The sequence below is a fragment of the Campylobacter concisus genome (assembly GCF_002165775.1).
Lineage (GTDB): Bacteria > Campylobacterota > Campylobacteria > Campylobacterales > Campylobacteraceae > Campylobacter_A > Campylobacter_A concisus_E.
The window spans coordinates 1-21,313 of sequence record NZ_NDYP01000005.1; the positions used below are offsets into that span (position 1 = coordinate 1).

The following is a 21,313-nucleotide window of genomic DNA, read 5'->3' on the forward strand; positions in this document are numbered from 1 at the left end:
CCAAGGTCGATATTTTTTAGCTGTTCCGCCAAAAACTCCTTCGTGCCGCCAGCTTCGTTCACGCTCAAATTTTCGCCAATGCAGTAGACGATCTGCCAGCCCGCCTTTACGGCAAAATCAAATTTAGCTCGCAAAAGCTCCTCGCTCTCGCCAAGCTCGCGTCGTTCGGAGTGCCCGATCAGCACGCTTTTTACGCCAAACTCGTCCAGCATCGCCTTACCGATCTCTCCGGTGTGAGCGCCGCTTTCGCATGGGTAGAAATTTTGCGCGCCGAGTTTAAATTTATGAGCCGCGCCATCAAGCGCGCTAAACGGGGGGAATACCGTCACGTCGTCGTTTGCGCTTAAATTTGCGTCTAAAATTTCAGCGTATTTAGCAAAGCTAGCTCTCGTGTGATTGCACTTCAAATTTGCTAAAAACCTCACTCCGCAGCCTTTCTAAGCGGTTTTATGCCAGGTAGCTCCTTGCCCTCGATAAGCTCCAAGCTAGCACCTCCGCCCGTGGAGATAAAGGTCATCTCATCAGCATCTCCCGCGCGCTCGACGACGTCGGCCGTATCGCCGCCGCCAACGACCGTAGTCGCGTGAGTGTCGATGATGGCGTGGCTCATTTTGATGCTGCCTTTACTAAATTTATCCATCTCAAAAACGCCCATCGGCCCATTCCACCAGATGGTTTGCGCGTCGGCGATGACCTCTTTAAAGAGCCTAATCGACGCTGGTCCGATATCTAGCCCCATCCAGCCATTTGGGATCTCTTGAGCTGGGACGTATTTTACGGCGCTTTCGGCCGAAAAGGTCTGGGCTGCGACGACGTCTACGGGCAGGTAAATTTTAACGCCAAGCTCCCTGCCCTTGCGTAAAATTTCGCGCGCATCGTCGATAAGATCTTCTTCGAGCAGCGAATTTCCGATATTTTCGCCGAGCGATTTTAAAAATGTAAATGCCATGCCGCCGCCGATTATCAGCTTATCCACGCGCGGAAGCAGGTTATGCAGGGCTTGCAGCTTGCCGCTAACCTTACTGCCGCCCACGACCGCTACGAACGGGCGCGCGGGGTGTTTGATGAGATTTTGAGCGAAATTTATCTCTTTTTGTAGCAAAAATCCCGCCGCCTTGTGCTTCTCGTCGTAAAATTTAGTAATCGCCTCGACTGAACTGTGCGCTCTGTGGCAGACGCCAAACGCATCGTTTATGTAAAATTCTCCAAATTCAGAAAGCTCCTTTGCCAAAGCCTCGTCGTTTTTGGTTTCACCCTTTTCAAAGCGTAAATTTTCAAGAAGTAAAATTTCGCCCGGTTTTAGCGCGGCGACTTTGGCTTTGGCGTCCGCGCCGACGACGTCCTCGGCAAATATCACGTCTCTATCAAGCAACCTTGAAAGCCTCTTTGCCACACCTCGCAGCGAAAATTTCTCCTCAAAGCCGTTTTTAGGGCGTCCTAGGTGGCTAGCCAAAACCACGCTGCAACCGTTATCTAGGCAGTAGCGGATAGTTGGTATCGCCGAGCGGATACGGCGGTCGTCGGTGATGTTTAAAAACTCGTCCATCGGCACGTTAAAATCGCACCTAACAAATACCTTCGCGCCGTTAAGTTCAAGGTCGTTGATCGATAAAATTTCACTCATTTTTCACCCTTTAAATTTACTTCGTAGCCACGATCTTAGCTAGGTCCACAAGCCTTGTCGAGTAGCCCCACTCATTGTCGTACCACGCAAAGACCTTCACCATATCATCAGCGATGACCTGCGTCGTGTCGCTGGCTACGATGCTGCTGTATGCGCTCGTACAAAAGTCACTGCTTACTCTATAATCGTCATCGACGAATAAAATTCCCTTTAAATTTGACTCAGCAGCCGCTCTAAACGCCTCATTTATCTCCTCTTTGCTAGCCGGTCTTTTTAAAACCGCCGTTAGATCGACCATAGAGACGTTAGCGACCGGTACACGCACGCTTTGTCCGTGCATCTTGCCGTTTAGTTCGGGAAGTACTTTAGCGATCGCTTTTGCAGCTCCGGTGGTCGTAGGCCCGATATTTAGAGCTGCAGCGCGCGAGCGGCGGAAGTCTTTGGCCTTCACGTCTACTAGGCTCTGTCCGTTGGTGTAGGCATGGATCGTAGTCATGAGCCCTTTTACGATGCCGAATTTATCGTTTAGCACCTTTGCGACAGGCGCTAGGCCGTTTGTGGTGCAGCTTGCGTTTGAAACGATCGCTTCGCCTGCGTATTTATCGTCGTTTACGCCCACTACAAACGTCGCCGTGTCATCTTTTGCAGGAGCGCTCATGACGACTTTTTTGATGCCGCGAGCTAGATACGGTTCGCATTTTTCAGTGGTCAAAAACTTGCCAGTACACTCCAAAACCACGTCCACGCCGTAGTCTGCGTAGCTAAGCTCGTTTAGATCTCTTGTTGAAAAAACTCTTATCTTTTTGCCGTTTACTTCTATAAAATCGTCGCTTATCACCTTAACGTCTTGCTTAAATTCGCCGTGCACGCTGTCGTATTTGAGCAGATAGCGCGTCATGTCGCGCGTCGCCGTGTCGTTGATAGCGACAAGCTCAACGTCGTTTCGCTCTAAAATAATACGAGCAGCGCACCTGCCGATACGCCCGAAGCCGTTTATTGCTACTTTAACTGACATCTTAGCTCCTTTTGATATAATTACGCCTAATTCTACAAAAAAGAATTTTAAAACAAATATAAACAAGGCACTTTAATAGATGAAGTTAGCACTTTTTGGCGGGAGCTTTGATCCGGTTCATTTAGGACACGATAGCATTGTGAAAATGGCACTAAGTGGCCTAGATATCGACAAGCTCATCATCATGCCAACTTTTATAAGCCCCTTTAAGAGCGAATTTTCAGCTCCGCCAGAGCTTCGCCTAAAGTGGATAAGAGAAATTTGGGGCGACCTAGAGAAGGTCGAGATTTCTGACTATGAGATAAATTTAGCTCGCCCAGTGCCTACCATAGAGACGGTTAAGTATTTGTATGAGAAATTCAAGATAGAAAAATTTTATCTCATAATAGGCGCTGACCACCTAGCCACACTTGATAAATGGCACGGGTACGAGGAGCTAAAAAGCTTAGTGCAGTTTGTGATCGCCAAGCGCAATCACATAGAAATTCCACAAAATTTACAAAAAATGGACGTGCACGTGGATGTTAGCTCGTCACAGATCAGGCACCAAAAGGGGCTTGATGAGCTACCTAGCGAGATAAAAGATGAAGTTATAAATTTTTACCAAGGATTAAAAATGCAAGAGAGATCGATGCAAGAGCGCACCGAAAGTATAGTTAAGGTTTTAGACGCAAAAAAGGCTGAAGAGATACAAGTGTTTGATATGAGTGAAGATGATTATTTCGTAAAAGCCGTAGTTATCGCTACAACGCTTGGCGAGAGACACGCTTACTCGCTGAGCGAGGATCTAAAAGAGGAGCTTAAACCTCTTGGAGAAAAATTTATAGGCACTGAGAGCTCGCCTGATTGGATCGTGATGGACCTTGGCGACATCTTAGTACATCTTTTAAGCCCGGCATACAGAGCAAAATACAACATCGAAGAGTTTTTACAAAAGCTAAAAACTAGCAAAGAGTCTTAACAAAAAGAAGCGAAGAGCAAATAAGCCATAAAAATATAAAAAATGCTAGCAAAAATGGCTTTTTGCCCGTCGCTTTAAATATACTCCTATCTATCCCAAATCCCAAAGCACACATCGCAACACAAAGGCAGATGCTAGCTGCTAGCTTTAAAATTTGCACCAAATTTTCAGGGAAAAATGGCAAAGACCTAACGCAGATCGCCACTAAGAAAAATAGCGCAAACCATGGTATGCTCTTTAGCTTTGAGCCACCACTATTTTGGCTTAAATTTAAGAAATTTAGCAAAAACAAAAATGGTACTAGCATGATGACACGAAGCATTTTTATGATGACGGCGGTGCTGCTTGCTGTGCTATCAAATGCTGCTGAGGCTGCGACTACATGGGCTACCTCATGAAGTGAGCCACCGATAAAAAAGCCGGTTTGGTGTGGCGTGAGAGCTAGAAATTTAGCGATAAATGGATAGATAAACATACCAATCGTCCCAAAGAGCACCACCGTGCAAATGGCGATAGCAAGCTTGTTTGCGTCTGCTTTTATCTCATTTTGAGTAGCCATAACAGCAGCTGCGCCGCATATGCTTGCCCCTGAGCCAATGAGCACGGCACTATCTTTGCTAAGCCCCAAAGCCTTAGCGGTAAAAAGTGCAAAACAAAAGGTCGCAAAGACCATAAAAGCTGCATATATCACGCCAAGAGTGCCGACACTTGCGATCTCGCTAAGGCTTATGTTAAAGCCAAAAAGTATGATGCCTAGCCTTAAAATTTGCTTCCCAGCGATCGCTACGACGCCACTAGATTTTAAAATTTGTGTCTGTTTGGTGAAAAGATTTGCAAAAATGGCGCCTAAAATGATAGAGATAATGAGCGGGCTGGTGTGAAATTTAGCTAAAATCGTGTTTGAGAGCGCAAAAGAAACGCCGCAAATCAGCGCTAAAACAAGCACAGCAAGAAATTTATGAGACATATTTTAACCTTAATATATTTTTTAAAAATGCAATTAGCACGTTTGGGTATAATTAGACGAATTTTATAATGCAAATTTAAAATAAAGATAAAGGGATAGGCCTATGATCATCCTTGGCGAAAAATATACTTTCACCAAACTCGAGCTAGAAAAGCTTAGAAAGAAATTTGGTCAAGTAAATTTTTTATCCCATGAAAATAGCGACGCAAAAGCCTTGCGAAGTGCACTAGAAAATCTTATAAAATCAGGTAATCAAAGGCTGATCGTACTAAATACCGCAAAGCCGGTTGATGGCAAACTGGTGAGATTTCTCACGCTTTTGCAGTTTAAAACGAAGTATAAAAAAATAAAATTTCTAAACGTAGAGAATTTTTTAGAAATTTATCTACACAAATGTTATATCCCAGAAAATGGCGAAAACCTTAATTTTTTAGATGAAATAAGGCCTTATGGTGCTTTTGATTACGCACTCAAGCGAATGATCGATTATGCAAGCTGCTTAATACTTTTTATCTTACTTTTTGGTCTAAAATTTTATGTAAAGAGAAAGATAGACAAGCAATCACCTGGAAGCCTTTACTTTTTACAAAGTAGGGTTGGGCTGGACAACAAGGAATTTGAGTGCATAAAATTTCGCTCGATGATGGAAGATGCCGAGAAAGATGGGGCAAAATTTGCTAGCGAAAATGATGAGAGAGTATTTGAGTTTGGCGAATTTATGCGAAAAACTCGTATAGACGAGGTGCCACAGTGCATAAATGTCTTTCGAGGGCAAATGCATCTAATAGGGCCAAGACCTGAGCGAAGGCACTGGATAAATTTCTTTGAAAAAGAGATCCCTTACTACAATGAACGCCACATCGTCCGCCCAGGGATTACCGGCTGGGCACAGGTAAACTACCCTTATGGCTCGAATACACACGACGCCAAACAAAAACTAATGTATGATCTTTACTACATCAAACACTGGTCGCTTTGGCTGGAGATAAAGATCATAGTAAAAACCATTGCGATTGTATTTGAGAAAAAAGGTATTTAAATTCTCAAGAGAATCATGAGTTTGAGATATTTTTAAATAAACCTTTTTTCAAATTTAATTTTGTTGCATTTAGTCAGAATAAATACAAATTCTACATCCTATCTTTAGCTGTAATTCCCATTATATTAAATGCTGTTTTTATCGAGATAGCGACAACTGCAAATATTTTTAGTAAGCTATCTTCGTTTTCATTTCCAACCACACGGTTTTCGTTATAAAATTTATGAAAACTAGCAGCTAGTGACTTCAGATAATCTGGGATCTTTTGAAGCTGCCTTGAGATAAAAGCGTCCCCTAAAATTTCAGGTAAGACTAGTGCCTCAAAAAGTAAATTTTTCGCATTTTCATCTAGACATTCAAAGTCAGCATTGATTATATCTTGAACATTTTTCCCAGCCTTTGCAAAGACTTGATTTATCCTAGCATGAGCATAGTTTATATAAAAGATAGGATTTGAGCTATCCTCTTTTTTAAGCTCATCTACGTCAAATTCCAAACTACTCGTATTTGCCTTGCTTATAAAGATAAATCTAAGTGCCTCAGCACCGATCTCGCTTGCGATATCGCTCATTAGCACGGCATTACCAGCGCGCTTGCTCATCTTGTATGGCTTGCCATCTTTTAGCAGGCTAACCATCTGCATAAGTATCACTTCAAGCTTGCTTTCATCGTATCCAAGGAAATTTATCGCAGCCTTTAGCCTTGCGATATATCCATGGTGGTCTGCACCCCAAATATTTATGTAGTGGTCGAAATTTTTCTCAAATTTAGCGTTATGATAGATGATATCGCCAGCTAAATATGTCGGTCTACCATCATTTCTAATCACAACCCTATCGTTATCATCGCCAAGCGTGGTTGAAGCGATATAAGTAGCGCCCTCTTTTTCGTACATTTGATTTGAACGTTTTAGCTTGTTTATAGTTGGCTCTAGGCCGTCATAAAGAGCCTTTTCACTAGCCCAGCTCTCTATAAATATCCCAACGTCCGCCAAATCTTTTTTGATGATATCAAGTACTATATCCTTGCCAAACTCGGCAAGCTCGAGGTTTCTACTCTCATCATAAAAAATTTCCTTGCCAAATTTCTCATTTGCAAGCTTAGCAATATCTAAAATATAATCGCCTCGGTAGTATTTCTCTGGATAGACGACGCTTTCGTTAAAAAGCTGTTCTTTTGCCGCAAGCGATATCGAAGTGCCAAGTAGGTCAATTTGATTACCAGCGTCGTTTATGTAGTATTCTGTTGAGATAGCGTAGCCAAGTCTTTTGCCAAGTCTTGCCAAAGTATCGCCATAAACTGCGCCTCTAACGTGTCCGATGTGAAGCGGTCCAGTTGGATTTGCGCTAATGTATTCTATTAAATAGCTATCTTTTTTCACATCTTCTTTTGCAAAATTTTCGCTATCTAGCAAAATTTGCTTCGAAATTTCATCTAAAAACTCGCTTTTTAGTTTGAAATTTAAATATCCATTTACCGCACTAGCTTCAACTATTTTGCTATCACTAAATTTATCAGCAAACTCGCTAGCTATCATGGCTGGTGACTTTTTTAACTCCTTTGCTAGGCTAAAAAGTGGCGTTGCATAGTGGGCTAAATTTTTATCCTTTGGCTTTTCAAGCACAAATTCACGCTCTAAAACCTTTGAAATTTCAGCTTTTATTTTATTTTTCAACTCTAAAACCTATGCGTTTTTAGTTGTTTCTTCTATTTTTTGACTATTGGCATTCTCTTCTTTATGCTCGACTTTCTCACTTTTTTCAGGTGTTGTATCTTCCATCTCAGCCTTAAAAGTCTTTATGCCTTTGCCTAGTCCTTTTGCAAGTTCTGGGATCTTCTTTGCTCCAAAAAGTAAAACAATAATCGCTAAAACAACTAGCCAGTGACCAATACTAAAAGAACCCATTTTTTCTCCTCAATAAATTTTTCAAAATGTTATCATAAATTCCTGAATTTCTAGCAATCTATCCACTCATCAATAACGCGTCTTAGATCTATTTTCGTGCTTTTTAACCTCATCGCTCTAAGAATTGATTTTAGGCCTTTATAACTCTTTTCAATGTCATCATTTACCAAAAAATAATCATATTCTAAGATGTGCTCCATCTCGCCAACTGCGTTCATTAGGCGATTTTCTATCGTTTCGTCGCTATCAGTTCCGCGGTTTTTCAAGCGTTTTTTAAGCTCTTTTTTATTTGCAGTTGTGATAAAAACTGAAGTTATGTAGCTTCTAAATTTTTCAAGTGCGATGTGAAAGCCTTGTACGTCGATATCAAATATAACTATCTTCCCAGCCTCAAGTGCTGCCAAAACAGGCTTTAGACTCGTTCCATAATAGTTTTTATGCACCTGCGCCCATTCTAAAAATTCGCCCTTTTCTATGCCGCTTTTAAACTCATCTTCTTTTATAAAATAATAATCCACTCCATCGACTTCACCTTCTCTTTTTGCCCTTGTCGTGCTTGAAATAGAAAAATAAAGATCCTTCTCTTCCTTTAAAATACGGCCCAAAAGCGTACTTTTCCCACTTCCACTAGGTCCAGAAACTACTAAAATTTGTCCTTGCAACTACTTTTCCTCAAAACTTATATTTATCTTTATATTCATATCTTTTAGCACATCTCTTAGCGAGCTTTCATTTAACGACTCATGAACGTGTTTTGTGATCTTTTTGGTTAGCTCTTCTTTATAGTCAGCATCGATTTTTATTTCATCGCATGAGCTAGTTTGTGGTGCATTATTTAATCCAAATGCTGCTTGCATCGTATTTTCATCTATTTCTTCAATAGACGCTACATCAAAATTTGGGCTACCCAACGTCTCTTCTTTAAAATTTTCTTCCTCAAACACCTCATCTACCATACCTAGATCTTCTTGAGCAAGGACTTCTTCAGAAATTTCTCCATGATCTTCTTTAGTTGGCTCTTTTTCAAGGTCTATATCTTCGCCCAAAGAAATGTCCTTTGCTTCTTTGGTATATTCTTCATCTCTATCTTCCTCTAAATTTTGACTAGCTTCATCTATCAAATTTACCTCACTGCTTTCAGGCTCAAAATTTTCATCATTACCAAAATCAGTCTCTAGCTCATCAAAATTTTCGCTATCTTCGCTAGATTCTTCGTTTAGCTCTTTATCCAAAGACTCGATCTCGCTGAGCTCTTTTTTACTTTGGCTTATATCATCTACAAAATCTTCATTAAGCTCGGCAGTTTCTAAATTTTGAGAATTTTGCTCGACCATTTTATCGAGCTCGTTTTTAGCCTCTTCATCTGCCAAGTCGCTCTCACCCATATCATCTATCTCATCTACAAGCGAACTAAGCTCATCAAAGTCATCGCTATGCTCTTCTTTTGTCACAGGCGGCTCATTGTTTTGCTCTAAGGATTTATCCAGATCTTCTGAATCAGCCATATATTTGCTAGCTATGTCATTTATCATATCATCATCTATGAGTTCAGTGTCTGTTTCATCAAAACTGATATCTTTATCCTTTAAATCCTCGGTCTCTAGTTCACTTAGCTCCTCTTTTAAAAACTCATCATCTAAAGCCTCATTATCAAATTTATCTGCCTCATCATCTTCTTTTGCTAAATTTTCAAGTCCCATATCAATTTCTGGAAGCTCAAAATTTTCTAAATCATCAAAGTTTTTATTGCTTTCGTCAAAGTCATTAAAATTTGCAGACTCATCTAGTCCAAGCTCAAGTTCTTTATCATTGTCAGTATCTCTGTTTTGTTCAAATAAACTAATAAATTCTGTTGGTAAAAAGGGCTTTTCAAGCATAACATCAGCAAAATCAGGCTTTTCACCGCCTCTAGGTGCTAGATACATTATCTTTTGATTTAAATTAACATCGCTGCTATCCATATCACTATCGATGATAATATAATCAAATTGATCGCCAACACTATTAACATCGTCAAATTCGCTATATTCTATGCCTAGCTTATTTAAACTTAACGTTATAAGGCGAGAAACTGCTGGGTTTTTGTTTACAAGTGCAACTTTCATGATCCCTCCTTGAAGAGCTTGAGGCTGTATTCTATGATAAATTTCATTGCTATTTACTTAAAAAAATAGTGCTGGCATATCGTTTAAAATCTGCACCATCATATCAGTTATGATTTTTATAATGCCGGCTAAAATAGCTATCAAAACCGAAAAGCCAATGCTCACTTTAATAGGATAGCCAACAACCAATAGGTTAAATTGTGGCATGGTTTTCATAAGCATGCCAAAAATAGCATCTGAAAGTATAGAAAGCGCGATAATAGGAAAAGCCAGAACAAATCCAAACATAAAAAGATTGCCAAAAAGCTTTAGGGCGTAGCTCATCACACCGCTTCTTGGATAAAAATCCCCAAGCGGTATAGCAGAAAGAGAAGTGGAATAAAACTGCAATATTAAATGGTGCCCATCAAGCATCAAAAATGCAAGAAGTGCGATGAAATTTAGAATATTTGCAATTACTGGCGAATTTGTACCAGTTTGCGGATCAAGCACTGAAGCCATCGAAAAACCCATAATCATCGAGATTTGCTCGCCAGCCATTTGAAGTATGGCAAAAACGATATTTAGCAAAAGTCCAGCACAAAGTCCAAGCATAGCCTCAGTTAAAATTTCCATAATCAAAAAATTTATAGCATGCTCATGAGCATGTGAGAGCGGAAAAAGCACGACACAAAGGGCGAAAACTAGCAAAGTTTTTACACTAAGTGGGATTTGATTGTGAGAAAAAAATGGAAAAAATACGATAAGCCCACTAAGACGTGCAAAAAGGAGCATGAAAGTTATGACTTTATCTGCTCCAAAAAACTCGACTAGTTCCATTATTTTATATTAACGCCTCGTCCATCTCAGCTGGAATTTCAAGCCCCATGATCTTTAAAACACTAGGAGCGATGTTGTTTAGACCGCCATTTTTTACCTTTTTTACGCCATCAGCCATCACAAAACAAAAGACATCATAAGTTGTGTGGTTTGTCAGTAGCTCACCACTGCTATCGCGCATCTCTTCGCAGTTTCCGTGATCACTCGTGATGATCATCGCATAGTTTTTCTCTTTTGCTTTAGTGTAAATTTCTCCAAGAGCCGTATCCACTGCTTCAACTGCTTTTATAGCTGCATCATAGTTGCCAGTGTGGCCCACCATATCGCCATTTGCAAAATTTACTACGATGAAGTCTTGTTCATAATCCATACCTTTTAGCACAGCTTTGCAAACCTCTGCAGCGCTCATCTCTGGCTTTTCATCGTAGGTTTTGACCTTTGGACTAGGGATGAGCACCCTAGTTTCGTTACTAGCTAGCTCCTCGACGCCGCCATTAAAGAAAAATGTTACATGGGCATATTTTTCAGTCTCAGCCGTGTGAAGCTGCCTTAGTCCAGCCGCTGCTATGACCTCGCTTAAAGTGTTTTTTATCTTTTCATTTTTAAATAGTACTTCAAATTTAAAATTTGCGTCGTATTCGGTCATGGTGATTAAATTTTTGATAGCAAAAGGTCGCTCAAACTCGCTAAATTTCTCACCTCCTAGCGCCTCACATATCTCTCTTGCTCTATCATTTCTAAAATTTATAACAATCACTCCATCATCTTCACCTATGCCTTTAAAACCATTAAAGCTTGCAGGCTTTACAAACTCGTCAGTCACACCCTCATCATAGCTTTTTTGTAGATACTCACTTGGCGTTAAAGCGCTTAAATTTGCTCCATTTACTAAACTCTCATAGGCTTCTTTTATGCGCTCCCAGCGCTTATCTCTATCCATTGCGTAAAATCTTCCACAAACGGTCGCTACCTTAAATTTAGCCTCCAAGCTTTTTATAAAATTTACGCCACTATTTGGACTGACGTCACGTCCGTCTGTGATAGCGTGGGCAAAAACCTCGCAGCCATTTTTACTGGCAAGCTCACACATCCCATCAAAATGCTCCATATGAGAGTGCACACCGCCGTCGCTATAAAGCCCTATAACGTGGACTCTTTTGCACTTTTTAAAAAGAGCTTTTAATGCTTCATCTTCTGCTATCGAGCCGTCAACAAAGCTGCGTGAAATTTTGACTAAATTTTGATATAAAACTCGTCCGCTTCCTATGCACATATGCCCTACTTCGCTGTTTCCCATCTGTCCTTCAGGTAGCCCAACAGCATTTCCGGAAGTTTTTATGAGCGAGTTTGGAATTTCAGTAAAAAATCTATCATAGTTTGGTTTTTTGGCAGCATTAAATGCGTTAAATTCGCTGTTTTTGTTAAATCCAATGCCATCAGTTATTATCAGTATAGTTTTTTGACTCATTTTGAAAATTTATCCTTAAATTTAGATAATTTTTAAGGCCATTATACTAAAATTGCTTTTTTTTAAAATAAAGGCTCTCATGTTTTACTATATCTATGAAATTTTAAATTTTAATATCTTTCAATACATCACCGTCCGTGCTGGTATCGCTTTTTTCATCGCTTTTGCACTCACAACTTATTTGATGCCCAAATTTATCACTTGGGCAAAGGCAAAAAACGCCGCCCAACCTATCTATGAGCTTGCCCCGCAAACTCACCAAAAAAAGGCCAAAACACCGACCATGGGCGGACTTGTTTTTGTCTTTACAGCTGTGATCGCCACGATAATTTGCGCAAGGCTTGATAACGTATTTGTCTTAACATCGCTCTTTTGCCTAGTTTGCTTTACACTGCTTGGCTACAAGGACGATTACAGTAAAATTTTAGGAGCAAAAAATCACGCCGGCCTAAGCCCAAAAGCAAAGCTATTTTTTCAGTTTTTAATAGCCTTTGTAATTTCTGTTTTTTTATATGCAAGTCACGAACTTAGCACCGAGTTTTATCTACCTTTTTTTAAGCAACCTATTTTAGATTTAAAAATTTTTGCCATTTTCTTTTGGACACTGGTCATAGTCGCTGCTTCAAATTCAGTAAATTTAACAGACGGGCTTGACGGGCTAGCTACTGTGCCATCGATATTTTCACTTTTAACACTTGGCGTTTTTGCTTATATCTGCGGACACGCTGTCTTTAGCTCATATTTACTCTTGCCAAAGATCATAGGTGTTGGTGAAAGCGTTGTTGTCTCTTCAGCCCTAATTGGCTCATTAATGGGCTTTTTATGGTTTAACTGCCATCCAGCCGAAGTCTTTATGGGCGATAGCGGTAGCTTAAGCGTTGGAGCATATATCGGTTTTATGGGCGTTGCGACAAAAAATGAAATCTTACTCATCATCATCGGCCTCATATTTGTGGTTGAAACTCTAAGCGTTATCTTACAAGTGGGCAGCTTTAAAATTTTCAAACGTAGAATTTTTCTCATGGCGCCTATACATCACCATTTTGAGATAAAAGGCTGGGCGGAAAATAAGATCATCGTTCGCTTCTGGATCATCGCGCTTTTAGCAAACCTAATCGCACTAACTGCGCTAAAGATCAGATAAGGAAAGTCATGAGAAAATCGCTATTTGGCTACGGTGGCACGATAAAGGCGATCGCTAAAAATTTTATAAAAGATGGATTTTGGGATATCTATGATGATAAATTTAGTGAAATTTCAAAAGATGAGTTTGGCAACACCCTTTTGCCAGTTAGCGAATTTGATCCAGCAAAAAGCGGACTAGAGATACCAAGTCCTGGTATCCCGCCTCATCACGAGCTTATTAAAAAAGCTAGAAATTTGGTAAGCGAGTATGACTATTTTTATGAAATTTATAAAGAAAATCTGCCATTTAACATCTGGATAAGCGGCACAAACGGCAAGACTACGACAACCAAGATGACCCAGCACCTACTAGAGAGCAAGGGCTCAGTCATGGGCGGTAATGTTGGTATCGCACTAGCAAATTTAGACTCAAACGCTAAAATTTGGATACTTGAGACTAGCTCATTTACACTTCACTACACAAATCACGCTACACCTGGTATCTACGTGCTTTTGCCGATCACTCCAGACCATCTAAGCTGGCATGGCGATATGAGCGAATACGAAAAGGCTAAGCTAAAGCCGCTTGCTAGCATGAGCGAAAGTAGCGTGGCGATAGTGCCAGAAATTTACGCCAGCACACCAACAAAGGCAAAAGTGATCGCTTACAAAGACGAGAGCGATCTAGCTAAATTTTGTGGTGTAAGCGTAGATGATATAAATTTTAAAACGCCATTTTTGCTTGATGCGCTGCTAGCACTCGCGGTGGAGAAAATTTTATTTGACCGCTGCGATGTCGCACTTTTAAATACCTTCGTCATCGAGGCAAACAAGCTTGAAGAATTTAGCGACGCAAATGGCAGAATCTGGGTCAATGACACAAAAGCGACCAACATAGACGCGAGCATACAGGCCGTTAAACGCTACAAAGATCATTTCATACATCTAATACTTGGTGGCGATGATAAGGGTGTTGATATGACGCCACTTTTTGAAGGCTTAAAGAGCTTAAGAGTAAAAATTTACGCCATTGGCTCAAATAGTGATAAGCTCTTGAAATTAGCGGCTAAATTTGGCATACCAGCTTTGAAATGCGATTTTTTGCAAAATGCTGTCAATGAGATAAATAAAGAGCTAAAGACCAGCGAGATAGCACTTCTTAGCCCGGCAGCTGCGAGCCTTGATCAGTTTAAGAGCTATGCCGAGCGAGGCGATAAATTTAAAGAGTTTATAAAGGCGCTTTAAATTTACAAGCCCTTTTAAGTAGCCTTGTCAAAAATAAAAACATGTAAATTTATGTTTTTGACACAAATTTTTACTATAAAGTTTTATTGTTGAATACTTTTTAAGTTTGTGCTAATATTTAGCAAAAATTTCCAAGGAAGTTTAATGCCTCTAACGCCCAGAAATGATGTAAATTTTAAAAGAAATTTAATAGATATCATAAAATTTTCATATGACAATGACATAAGTAGGCCATTTATATCTAACAACAAACTACTCATTGGATATGGCTTTAGTATAAAAGATGATATAGAACTTATTTGTACTCAAATTTATAAAAATAACAAAGATAAAGTCATAAAAGATATCAAGCGAGCTATTGCTAACACCACGAGTAAGACTACCATAGAAAAGATAGATACAGATGAACTTTTTAAAAAGATAAATGACGCCGCAAAAGAGGCTTATGCAAAGTCTGGAAGTACCGATACTTTGCCTGAGTTTGAATTTAGCTCGGAAGATCAGCTAAATGCCATCTTGGAGCAAAAGCTTACGCCGCTAATCCAAGAGATAAATCAAAAATTAAACAACTCTCCGCTTAAAAATTTACAAGCCGTTTCGCTCACTTCAGATAAAAATAGCCAAATTTCAAGAGAGCATGTCGCGCTTTTAGCACTTCTTTATATCAGCAAGAAAAGTAATATTGATCCATCCCTAGCAAGCCATATCAAAAGCAAAAATCGTTTTAAGGCCTGGTTTTGGCTAGCATATGAGAGCTTTAGTGATGAAGTAAGCAATAAAATATCTCTTTTGCGAGAAAAAATTTCAAATCAGTTTGGGCTTTATGAAAGTGATGAACAAAATGTTAATTTTGCCGAGTGCATAGATGTTTTTAGTCATTTAAATATATCCAAAGCAAAATATAAATTAAAAAATCAAAACAATAAAGAAATCATCCAAAACGTCACTCATTTAGAATTTATGAAGCTTCAAGAAAATGGATCAAATTTAAACGCATCAGATGCATTAAAATGTGAGGCTTTATTTCAGCCATTTGTTACAAAGATAAATTCTTTATTAAGCACTCAAAGTACAAAGACCTTTAGCCTTGAAAACATATACTGCGTAAATTTAATCAGCTCAAATGCTTCAAATACTTCAAGAATAAATAAGCTCCTAAGGCAAAGAGAGGAGGAATTTTACAAACAAGAAAATATACTCTTGCTATGCCCAAGAAAGATGACAACTCCTATTAGAGTCTTTCAACCTAAAAAGAGCGAATTTACCGTTGTGCTAGCTTGTCAAACTCCATTTGATTGCAGTGAGCTAAACCCAAAAGAGCTAAATTCTAGTAGACCAAACTATGGCAAGGTAAATTTATGCGAGCTAATACTTACTGACTTTAAATTTGACTCTTACGAAGATAGTAAAAATGAAGAGATAAAATTTAAAAATGTAAAGAGCAAAGATACGGTAATACTCTATCAAGAAAACAAAAATGAAGAAGATAAGATAAATGGTGCTACCTTTACTAGCATAAAGCAAAATAGCGATGATATAGAGTATAAGCTAGAAGATAGCGTTATAAGTATGAAGTACTTTGAAGACCCCTCATCTAACAACAAACACCTAAATTTCTCTTTATTAAATTTCGCCAAAGAGAATAACTTTACCCTAAGAGATGATAAAGACTCAGCTATGTTTGATATAAAGCTTCGTCTAGCTCATGGCAACAATATAGTACCTACATCAGCATCAAGTTCAGGTCTTACTCTTACAATAAACAATCTCATCATTGAAAACGAAGATGGTAAGGCAAGTGAAGATATAGATAAGATATATCTTCATCACTGCTTTGATAAAAGTATATATGAGAGTATATCTTTAATAAAAAATGAAGACTCAGGTATCAAAAACTCATATACAGCTACATTTAATATCCCAATAGATAAAGAGAATAAAGGAGATACTAAATTTATACTTTATTCAAGTGATCTAAGTAAAGTTTATAGCACTAAAGATATTCATGCTCACTCTGATACAGCTGTAATATCTTTAGGATATCAAGATAAGAGTAGTTCTAACTTTTGCTATAGCAATAAGGTCTCGTTAAGAGATATAACAGATCATATAACAAATGTAATCTCTGATAGTGAGTATCCATTTAAGACAAATGAGCCAATATGCTTAAAGGCTATATATAAACAAGAAAAAGGTAGTAAGAGATATAAAGAGATACTTTGGGGATATAAGGTCATAAAAAGTAAAGAGTATGATGAGCTATCCAAATCAAATCCAAAAGATGTAGTAGCCTTAAAAGATCAAAAGGGTAAAGAGATAACATTTAAAATTTCAGATGTTATACAAAAAGATGATCTAGATAAGCTAAAGCAAGGTGGTCATACTATAGTATTTTTCGCATATCTTGAAGGTGATAAGGATAAATTTAAGTTTTATACAAGATATGGCAAAAATCATATAAGAATAGATATAAAGATACCTTTATATATTAAATTTAAAGATGATAAGCTAGTTATATATGAGTTTGAGCATGCTATAAAAGAGAAGAGCTTTGATGCTAAATTAAAGCTTAGTGATAATAAAGACGATGCTTTAATAAAAAATGATAATTACTTATATATAAATAAAAATATCTCATCAAATGAGATAAATATCTATGAAGACGACAAGCTAAGCAAAGAGCTAAAAAGTGATGAGAATACAAATAAGAGCTATCAAATTTATGCAAAAGAAGAGAGCTCTAGTAATAATCAGTCTAATGCAGATAAAGATGATAAGCTTGGTATAAATTTATTAAGTAAAGAGAATATGGATAAATTTATTAACTCTTTTAATGAATCAAAGAGTTTAACTAGAGTAAATAAAGGTATGTGGGAAGATGGAGATGAGGGGGTTGGGGTAATAAAGATAAAAAAAGAAGAGCTGCCTTGGATAGCTGTCGCAAGAGAAGAAGTAGGAGTAAAAGAAATAACAGGCAAAGACCACAACCCTAAAATCATAGAATACCACTCGTTTACTTCAGGAAATTTCAAAGACGATGAAACACCTTGGTGCTCCAGTTTTGTAAACTGGGTAATGTCCCAGGTTGGTATAAAAGGAACCAATAGTGCTGGTGCATACTCCTGGAAAAATTGGGGGAAAAAATTGGACAAGCCCGCATATGGTAGTTTAGCAGTTGTTGTTAATAAAAATGGAACAGGACATGTTGGGTTTGTTGTTGCTGTAACAAAAAATAATAATCTTGTAATATTAGGAGGTAACCAAAAAGATGAAGTAAGATATTCTATATATAAAAACAAAAATTTTACATTTGTATATCCGGAAAATTTTACACCCAATTACAGTCTACCTACCATAGAAAATGGCAATATTGACAATATAAAGGAAACTAGATGAAAAAAATTTTATTTATATTTTTTATAGTATTTTTTTGTAGTGGTTCGTTTGCACAAGTCTTTACATACAAAACAGATACCATAAGTATAAATTTAAGTACAAAGCAGATAGCAAAAGATAAGATCAAATTTAGTCTAACCTATGAAAATAACGTATATAAAGATATTGTAAAAATATCTGGAGTAGCCAGGAATAAAAATATAGATCTTGACCCAGAGACAGATGATGACGAATATGGCGAGAAACTAGCCTACTTTGCAGATGAATACATATATGAAGGCAATGGATGCTACCTAGCACTACGAATAGATGCCGATGAAAACAAAAGAGCTATAGTAAATTTTGAAGAGTGTGAGACATTAAACAAAAAGGAATGGGTACCAAAAAATATGCTTATATCAAAAGAGTATTTTAAAGAATTGAAGCGATCAAAATAAATTTAAAAAGATATAAAGTATAGTGGTTTTTAGATTTTCTTTTATTTGCTTATTTTTCTACTTTTTTTCAAAGCTGAATAAATAGGATATTACTATGAAAATGAAAAATTTTTAATAGCTATTGTGATGTTTTGACTGTCACCAATGATCCAAACAATAAATTTAAAAGGCGTAAAGACTTAGCAGATCCTATTGAGATATTAAAAGAGGGGTATAAAAATACTTTTGGGGAAATATTATGAGGATAATCTTTAAAATAATCTTAGCTTTACTTTTAGCTGTAAATTTATCATTTGCAACAGATGATTATTACGATAGTTTGGAGAAAAAGACGATACCTAAGAAATTTTTAAATAAAGACTGCCGTAAATTAGTAAAGAAAATATTTTGCGAAAGTAAAAATACTTATGTATCAGACACAATAACTAATATGTGGAAGGAACCTATTTTAATGATATTTTTCCCGCCTAAGCCAGAGTTAAAAGATATAGAGCGTATGAAGAACATAAGATATATAGCCTATGATACAAAAAAATATTCTTATGATTTTGATTTTAAATGGATAAATAAAAATACTCTTTTGGTTCAACTATTTGATACAAGCCCTGAAAATATCTGTGAGCTATGGCTATATGAAGAAAGGAATGGTAGCGTAGATGTTTATAAATTTACATCAAGATATTTACCTGATTAATAAATTTATATAAGGATATAAATGAAATTTAAAAACATACTATTATTAAGCTTTCTAATGAGCTTAAATTTATATGCTTTTGAACCTATGATGCCGAGCGAGTCTACCAATAAAGCATCTTATGGAGGATTTTTACAGGTTAATATTCTTATATCATGTGGTGAAAACTATAATAATGGCAATTCAATTACTCCTAGCTTTAAATGCTATGACAATAGTGGCAAGTATAAATTTAAAAAGTACTCTTTAGAAGATTTAATATGCCAGTCAGACTATAACTCTTTTAGAGATAACTACTTTGCTAATCTTTATAATCTAATCGTAAAAGAAAAACCAAATTTAAAGGTTCAAGCTGAAAAGATAAATAGGGATAGAATAAAAAACAGTAAGAAAAAGTGCATAGCACGTAGTTATAAAAAATTTGAGGTAAATTGCAACGATACTGATGTTATGTCAAATACTATTCACTGCATAAAATCACACTATAGAAGCTCTACAGCTAAACTAGCACTTATGCTTTACGAGGACGATAAAGAGCTTTTTAAAAGAATTTACGGCGAAGACTATGAGAAATTTAAAGAGGTATTTGAAGATACTTTAAAGTATGTGCCGATACTTTACTCAGAAGTAGAGCTAAATGGTATTAAAAATACAGACAAAAATCCTTATGCTGAGTTTTTAAGAAAATATGATGACTATACTGGCAATTATGGTAATTACAAAATCCATGATCTAATTTATATAGTATTAGTCCAATACTCCCTTATAGACAAAAATGGTCATTTAGTTTTACCAGAGAATAGAAAAGAGGAGTAGTGCATAAATTTTCTACAAGTGATTTTAATGAGTTTAAATTTTATCTTAATCATAATTTTCTTTGAAATAGGCATATTCTTACTCTTTCTTTTTCTTAGTACACTATTTAAAAAGATCTCTCAAAAATTTGATACGCTCTTTTTTAAGCTAGTTTTATTTGTCACGCTAAACGTTTGGGTCGGATGTGGTAGCTTTTTATACAATACCTCAAAAGATCTTTTAGATCCTTCTTTTTGGGATCCAGATACTGGAGACTTTCTTTTTTTACCATTTATATCAGTGCTAACATTAATAAATTTAGCCTTAATTGTATTCATTGTTATATTGCATATAATTTACCGCATAATAGAAAAAGATAGATAAAGCATTTAAGATACTTCAGCTAGGAAACAGGATGAAATTTAAAACTATATTATTAGCTAGCTTGACGATAGGCTTAAGTTTATATGCTTACGAGCCTTTAAGCCCAGACGAAGCTATGATAAAATTTGCCTCTGACTTTTCGCAGATAAACGACTATCCACTTGATCCCATAATGGACTATGGCAGCCATACTATTTTACCAAGCTTTGCTTGCTACGATACCAAGGGCAAATATAAATTTAAAAAATACTCTTTAGAAGACTTTATATGCCAGTCAGACTATAATTCTTTTAGAGATAACTATTTTAGCGATCTTTATAATCTAATAGTAAAAGAAAATCCGAATTTAAAAGAAAAGGCTCAAAAGATAGCTAGAGAGAGGATAGCTAAAACCCAAAAGGAGTGCATTAAATACTTAAAAAAAGAGTATGACTATAGCTTTGTAGAGAGCAAGGCTTTATTTGTATCTGAAAGTATAGGTTGTATAAGTGAAAAATATAGAGACTTTGCAGCAAAGCTAACTTTAATGCTTTATAAGGACGATAAAGAGCTATTTAGAAGAATTTACGGCGAAGACTATGAGAAATTTAAAGAGGTTTTTGAAGATACTATCTCTATATCAGACCTAAAATTTGAAGGCATAAGCGCAAAACAAAAAGAAAAAAATTTAAAGCTTTATGAAAATTTTGAAGAAAAATATAAGGACTATGATATTGAGGGCTTTGGGTATAATCATTGCTGGGATGCAAGCTATGTTTTATTAGTCCAATACTCCCTTATAGACAAAAATGGTCATTTGATTTTGCCTGAGAATAGAAAAAATGATGATAAAAACTAGATTTTTATACTTATTGCTACTTTTAGCTATATTTTCTAACGCCCAAAACTTAAGTATAGAAACGTACAGCAAGGACAACAAATGCTCCATAAGTATAAATGATGAAGAGACTTATAGCAGAGAGTGCGAATATGAGCTTGAACCAAATTTAATATTTTATACCAAATTTAATCGAAGTGAAGTGTGGATATTTCAAGACATACAAAACTATTCCGCCTGCAGTGGACATGGGCCTTTGAGAATTTTTGAAAAGAAAGAGGACAATAATGTTAAATTTCAAGGCAAGATAGATTGGTGCGCGAGTATACCATTTTTCGAAGTCACTAATGAAAGCATCTTAATAATAGACAAACCACACAAAAATATACTAACCAACAATGGTGAGCCAAATTTTAAAAGCAGTGGAAAACTATCAGACGAAAGAAAATATAAATTTGAGAATGGAAAGATCAAAAAGATATAGTTTTGCCTTTGTTAAATAGATATAATGCGACT

At 37.0% G+C, this 21,313-nt stretch carries 20 protein-coding genes; 10 read left to right on the forward strand and 10 right to left on the reverse strand.

All coding sequences use genetic code 11. The features are described 5' to 3' along the window. From B9N66_RS05775 to gap, 3 genes are all read right to left on the reverse strand, one after another. Nucleotides 1–425, reverse strand: a 425-nt coding sequence (locus B9N66_RS05775; protein WP_141083435.1) for a triose-phosphate isomerase, incomplete at its 3' end; no start/stop codon positions are given. After that, entirely contained in the window at nt 422–1,624 is a 1,203-nt protein-coding gene (locus tag B9N66_RS05780) for a phosphoglycerate kinase (protein ID WP_087580282.1), read from the reverse strand. The genes B9N66_RS05780 and B9N66_RS05775, both read right to left, overlap by 4 nt. 16 nt (nt 1,625–1,640) lie before the next feature. Then, complete coding sequence (gap, locus tag B9N66_RS05785; protein ID WP_087580283.1) at nt 1,641–2,639, reverse strand: type I glyceraldehyde-3-phosphate dehydrogenase; 999 nt, start codon at nt 2,637–2,639, stop codon at nt 1,641–1,643. Between the two features lie 79 nt (nt 2,640–2,718). Here gap and nadD point away from each other — a divergent pair, with 79 nt between their 5' ends. Next, nucleotides 2,719–3,600: a nicotinate (nicotinamide) nucleotide adenylyltransferase gene (gene nadD / locus B9N66_RS05790; RefSeq protein ID WP_087580284.1), complete on the forward strand. Its 882-nt coding sequence runs from the start codon at nt 2,719–2,721 to the stop codon at nt 3,598–3,600. Here nadD and B9N66_RS05795 read toward each other — a convergent pair. Then, nucleotides 3,584–4,567: a YeiH family protein gene (locus B9N66_RS05795; protein ID WP_087580285.1), complete on the reverse strand. Its 984-nt coding sequence runs from the start codon at nt 4,565–4,567 to the stop codon at nt 3,584–3,586. The genes nadD and B9N66_RS05795 overlap by 17 nt on opposite strands. Before the next feature lie 103 nt (nt 4,568–4,670). Between B9N66_RS05795 and B9N66_RS05800 the strand changes: the two genes are divergently transcribed. Beyond that, a complete protein-coding gene (locus B9N66_RS05800) occupies nt 4,671–5,606 on the forward strand; it encodes a sugar transferase (RefSeq protein ID WP_087580286.1) in 936 nt (311 codons plus the stop codon). Nucleotides 5,607–5,697: 91 nt separating this feature from the next. Here the strand turns inward: B9N66_RS05800 and argS are convergent, their stop codons facing one another. From argS to gpmI, 6 genes are read right to left on the reverse strand one after another with little or no spacing between them, the layout of a single operon-like run. After that, complete coding sequence (argS, locus tag B9N66_RS05805; RefSeq protein ID WP_087580287.1) at nt 5,698–7,281, reverse strand: arginine--tRNA ligase; 1,584 nt, start codon at nt 7,279–7,281, stop codon at nt 5,698–5,700. A 9-nt stretch (nt 7,282–7,290) separates the two neighbouring features. Then, nucleotides 7,291–7,512 carry a twin-arginine translocase TatA/TatE family subunit gene (gene tatA, locus B9N66_RS05810; RefSeq protein ID WP_054197075.1) on the reverse strand — a complete coding sequence of 74 codons (222 nt, stop codon included), beginning with the start codon at nt 7,510–7,512 and terminating at the stop codon, nt 7,291–7,293. A gap of 50 nt (nt 7,513–7,562) precedes the next feature. Next, nucleotides 7,563–8,174, reverse strand: a complete 612-nt coding sequence (gene gmk, locus B9N66_RS05815; RefSeq protein ID WP_087580288.1) for a guanylate kinase — start codon at nt 8,172–8,174, stop codon at nt 7,563–7,565. Beyond that, the gene (locus tag B9N66_RS05820; protein ID WP_087580289.1) at nt 8,175–9,617 is read right to left on the reverse strand and encodes a hypothetical protein; all 1,443 of its coding nucleotides are present in this window, start codon (nt 9,615–9,617) and stop codon (nt 8,175–8,177) included. Nucleotides 9,618–9,674: 57 nt separating this feature from the next. After that, complete coding sequence (gene fliR, locus B9N66_RS05825; protein WP_087580290.1) at nt 9,675–10,436, reverse strand: flagellar biosynthetic protein FliR; 762 nt, start codon at nt 10,434–10,436, stop codon at nt 9,675–9,677. A gap of 4 nt (nt 10,437–10,440) precedes the next feature. Further along, entirely contained in the window at nt 10,441–11,904 is a 1,464-nt protein-coding gene (gene gpmI, locus B9N66_RS05830; protein WP_087580291.1) for a 2,3-bisphosphoglycerate-independent phosphoglycerate mutase, read from the reverse strand. Between the two features lie 79 nt (nt 11,905–11,983). Between gpmI and mraY the strand changes: the two genes are divergently transcribed. From mraY to B9N66_RS05875, 8 genes are all read left to right on the forward strand, one after another. After that, nucleotides 11,984–13,048 (forward strand): phospho-N-acetylmuramoyl-pentapeptide-transferase, encoded by a 1,065-nt coding sequence (mraY, locus tag B9N66_RS05835; RefSeq protein ID WP_087580292.1) that lies wholly within the window; start codon nt 11,984–11,986, stop codon nt 13,046–13,048. A gap of 8 nt (nt 13,049–13,056) precedes the next feature. Further along, on the forward strand, nt 13,057–14,274 hold the full coding sequence (gene murD / locus B9N66_RS05840) for a UDP-N-acetylmuramoyl-L-alanine--D-glutamate ligase (protein ID WP_087580293.1): 1,218 nt from the start codon (nt 13,057–13,059) through the stop codon (nt 14,272–14,274). Between the two features lie 144 nt (nt 14,275–14,418). Beyond that, nucleotides 14,419–17,670: an NlpC/P60 family protein gene (locus tag B9N66_RS05845; protein WP_087580294.1), complete on the forward strand. Its 3,252-nt coding sequence runs from the start codon at nt 14,419–14,421 to the stop codon at nt 17,668–17,670. Next, nucleotides 17,667–18,107 (forward strand): hypothetical protein, encoded by a 441-nt coding sequence (locus tag B9N66_RS05850; RefSeq protein WP_087580295.1) that lies wholly within the window; start codon nt 17,667–17,669, stop codon nt 18,105–18,107. The genes B9N66_RS05845 and B9N66_RS05850 overlap by 4 nt, the downstream gene beginning before the upstream one ends. A gap of 238 nt (nt 18,108–18,345) precedes the next feature. Further along, the gene (locus B9N66_RS05855; RefSeq protein ID WP_087580296.1) at nt 18,346–18,801 is read left to right on the forward strand and encodes a hypothetical protein; all 456 of its coding nucleotides are present in this window, start codon (nt 18,346–18,348) and stop codon (nt 18,799–18,801) included. Between the two features lie 21 nt (nt 18,802–18,822). Next, nucleotides 18,823–19,617: a hypothetical protein gene (locus B9N66_RS05860; RefSeq protein ID WP_087580297.1), complete on the forward strand. Its 795-nt coding sequence runs from the start codon at nt 18,823–18,825 to the stop codon at nt 19,615–19,617. Nucleotides 19,618–20,011: 394 nt separating this feature from the next. Beyond that, nucleotides 20,012–20,818, forward strand: a complete 807-nt coding sequence (locus tag B9N66_RS05870) for a hypothetical protein (RefSeq protein WP_087580299.1) — start codon at nt 20,012–20,014, stop codon at nt 20,816–20,818. After that, nucleotides 20,805–21,281 (forward strand): hypothetical protein, encoded by a 477-nt coding sequence (locus tag B9N66_RS05875; RefSeq protein WP_087580300.1) that lies wholly within the window; start codon nt 20,805–20,807, stop codon nt 21,279–21,281. The genes B9N66_RS05870 and B9N66_RS05875 overlap by 14 nt, the downstream gene beginning before the upstream one ends. Nucleotides 21,282–21,313 lie beyond the last annotated feature (32 nt).

What these genes read in the sequence shown, in the direction of transcription:
- B9N66_RS05780 (WP_087580282.1), bottom strand. Translation starts at nt 1,624, where the DNA reads ATGAGTGAAATTTTATCGATCAACGACCTTGAACTTAACGGCGCGAAG.
- gap (WP_087580283.1), bottom strand. Translation starts at nt 2,639, where the DNA reads ATGTCAGTTAAAGTAGCAATAAACGGCTTCGGGCGTATCGGCAGGTGC.
- nadD (WP_087580284.1), top strand. Translation starts at nt 2,719, where the DNA reads ATGAAGTTAGCACTTTTTGGCGGGAGCTTTGATCCGGTTCATTTAGGA.
- B9N66_RS05795 (WP_087580285.1), bottom strand. Translation starts at nt 4,567, where the DNA reads ATGTCTCATAAATTTCTTGCTGTGCTTGTTTTAGCGCTGATTTGCGGC.
- B9N66_RS05800 (WP_087580286.1), top strand. Translation starts at nt 4,671, where the DNA reads ATGATCATCCTTGGCGAAAAATATACTTTCACCAAACTCGAGCTAGAA.
- tatA (WP_054197075.1), bottom strand. Translation starts at nt 7,512, where the DNA reads ATGGGTTCTTTTAGTATTGGTCACTGGCTAGTTGTTTTAGCGATTATT.
- B9N66_RS05820 (WP_087580289.1), bottom strand. Translation starts at nt 9,617, where the DNA reads ATGAAAGTTGCACTTGTAAACAAAAACCCAGCAGTTTCTCGCCTTATA.
- fliR (WP_087580290.1), bottom strand. Translation starts at nt 10,436, where the DNA reads ATGGAACTAGTCGAGTTTTTTGGAGCAGATAAAGTCATAACTTTCATG.
- gpmI (WP_087580291.1), bottom strand. Translation starts at nt 11,904, where the DNA reads ATGAGTCAAAAAACTATACTGATAATAACTGATGGCATTGGATTTAAC.
- mraY (WP_087580292.1), top strand. Translation starts at nt 11,984, where the DNA reads ATGTTTTACTATATCTATGAAATTTTAAATTTTAATATCTTTCAATAC.
- murD (WP_087580293.1), top strand. Translation starts at nt 13,057, where the DNA reads ATGAGAAAATCGCTATTTGGCTACGGTGGCACGATAAAGGCGATCGCT.
- B9N66_RS05845 (WP_087580294.1), top strand. Translation starts at nt 14,419, where the DNA reads ATGCCTCTAACGCCCAGAAATGATGTAAATTTTAAAAGAAATTTAATA.
- B9N66_RS05850 (WP_087580295.1), top strand. Translation starts at nt 17,667, where the DNA reads ATGAAAAAAATTTTATTTATATTTTTTATAGTATTTTTTTGTAGTGGT.
- B9N66_RS05855 (WP_087580296.1), top strand. Translation starts at nt 18,346, where the DNA reads ATGAGGATAATCTTTAAAATAATCTTAGCTTTACTTTTAGCTGTAAAT.
- B9N66_RS05860 (WP_087580297.1), top strand. Translation starts at nt 18,823, where the DNA reads ATGAAATTTAAAAACATACTATTATTAAGCTTTCTAATGAGCTTAAAT.
- B9N66_RS05870 (WP_087580299.1), top strand. Translation starts at nt 20,012, where the DNA reads ATGAAATTTAAAACTATATTATTAGCTAGCTTGACGATAGGCTTAAGT.
- B9N66_RS05875 (WP_087580300.1), top strand. Translation starts at nt 20,805, where the DNA reads ATGATAAAAACTAGATTTTTATACTTATTGCTACTTTTAGCTATATTT.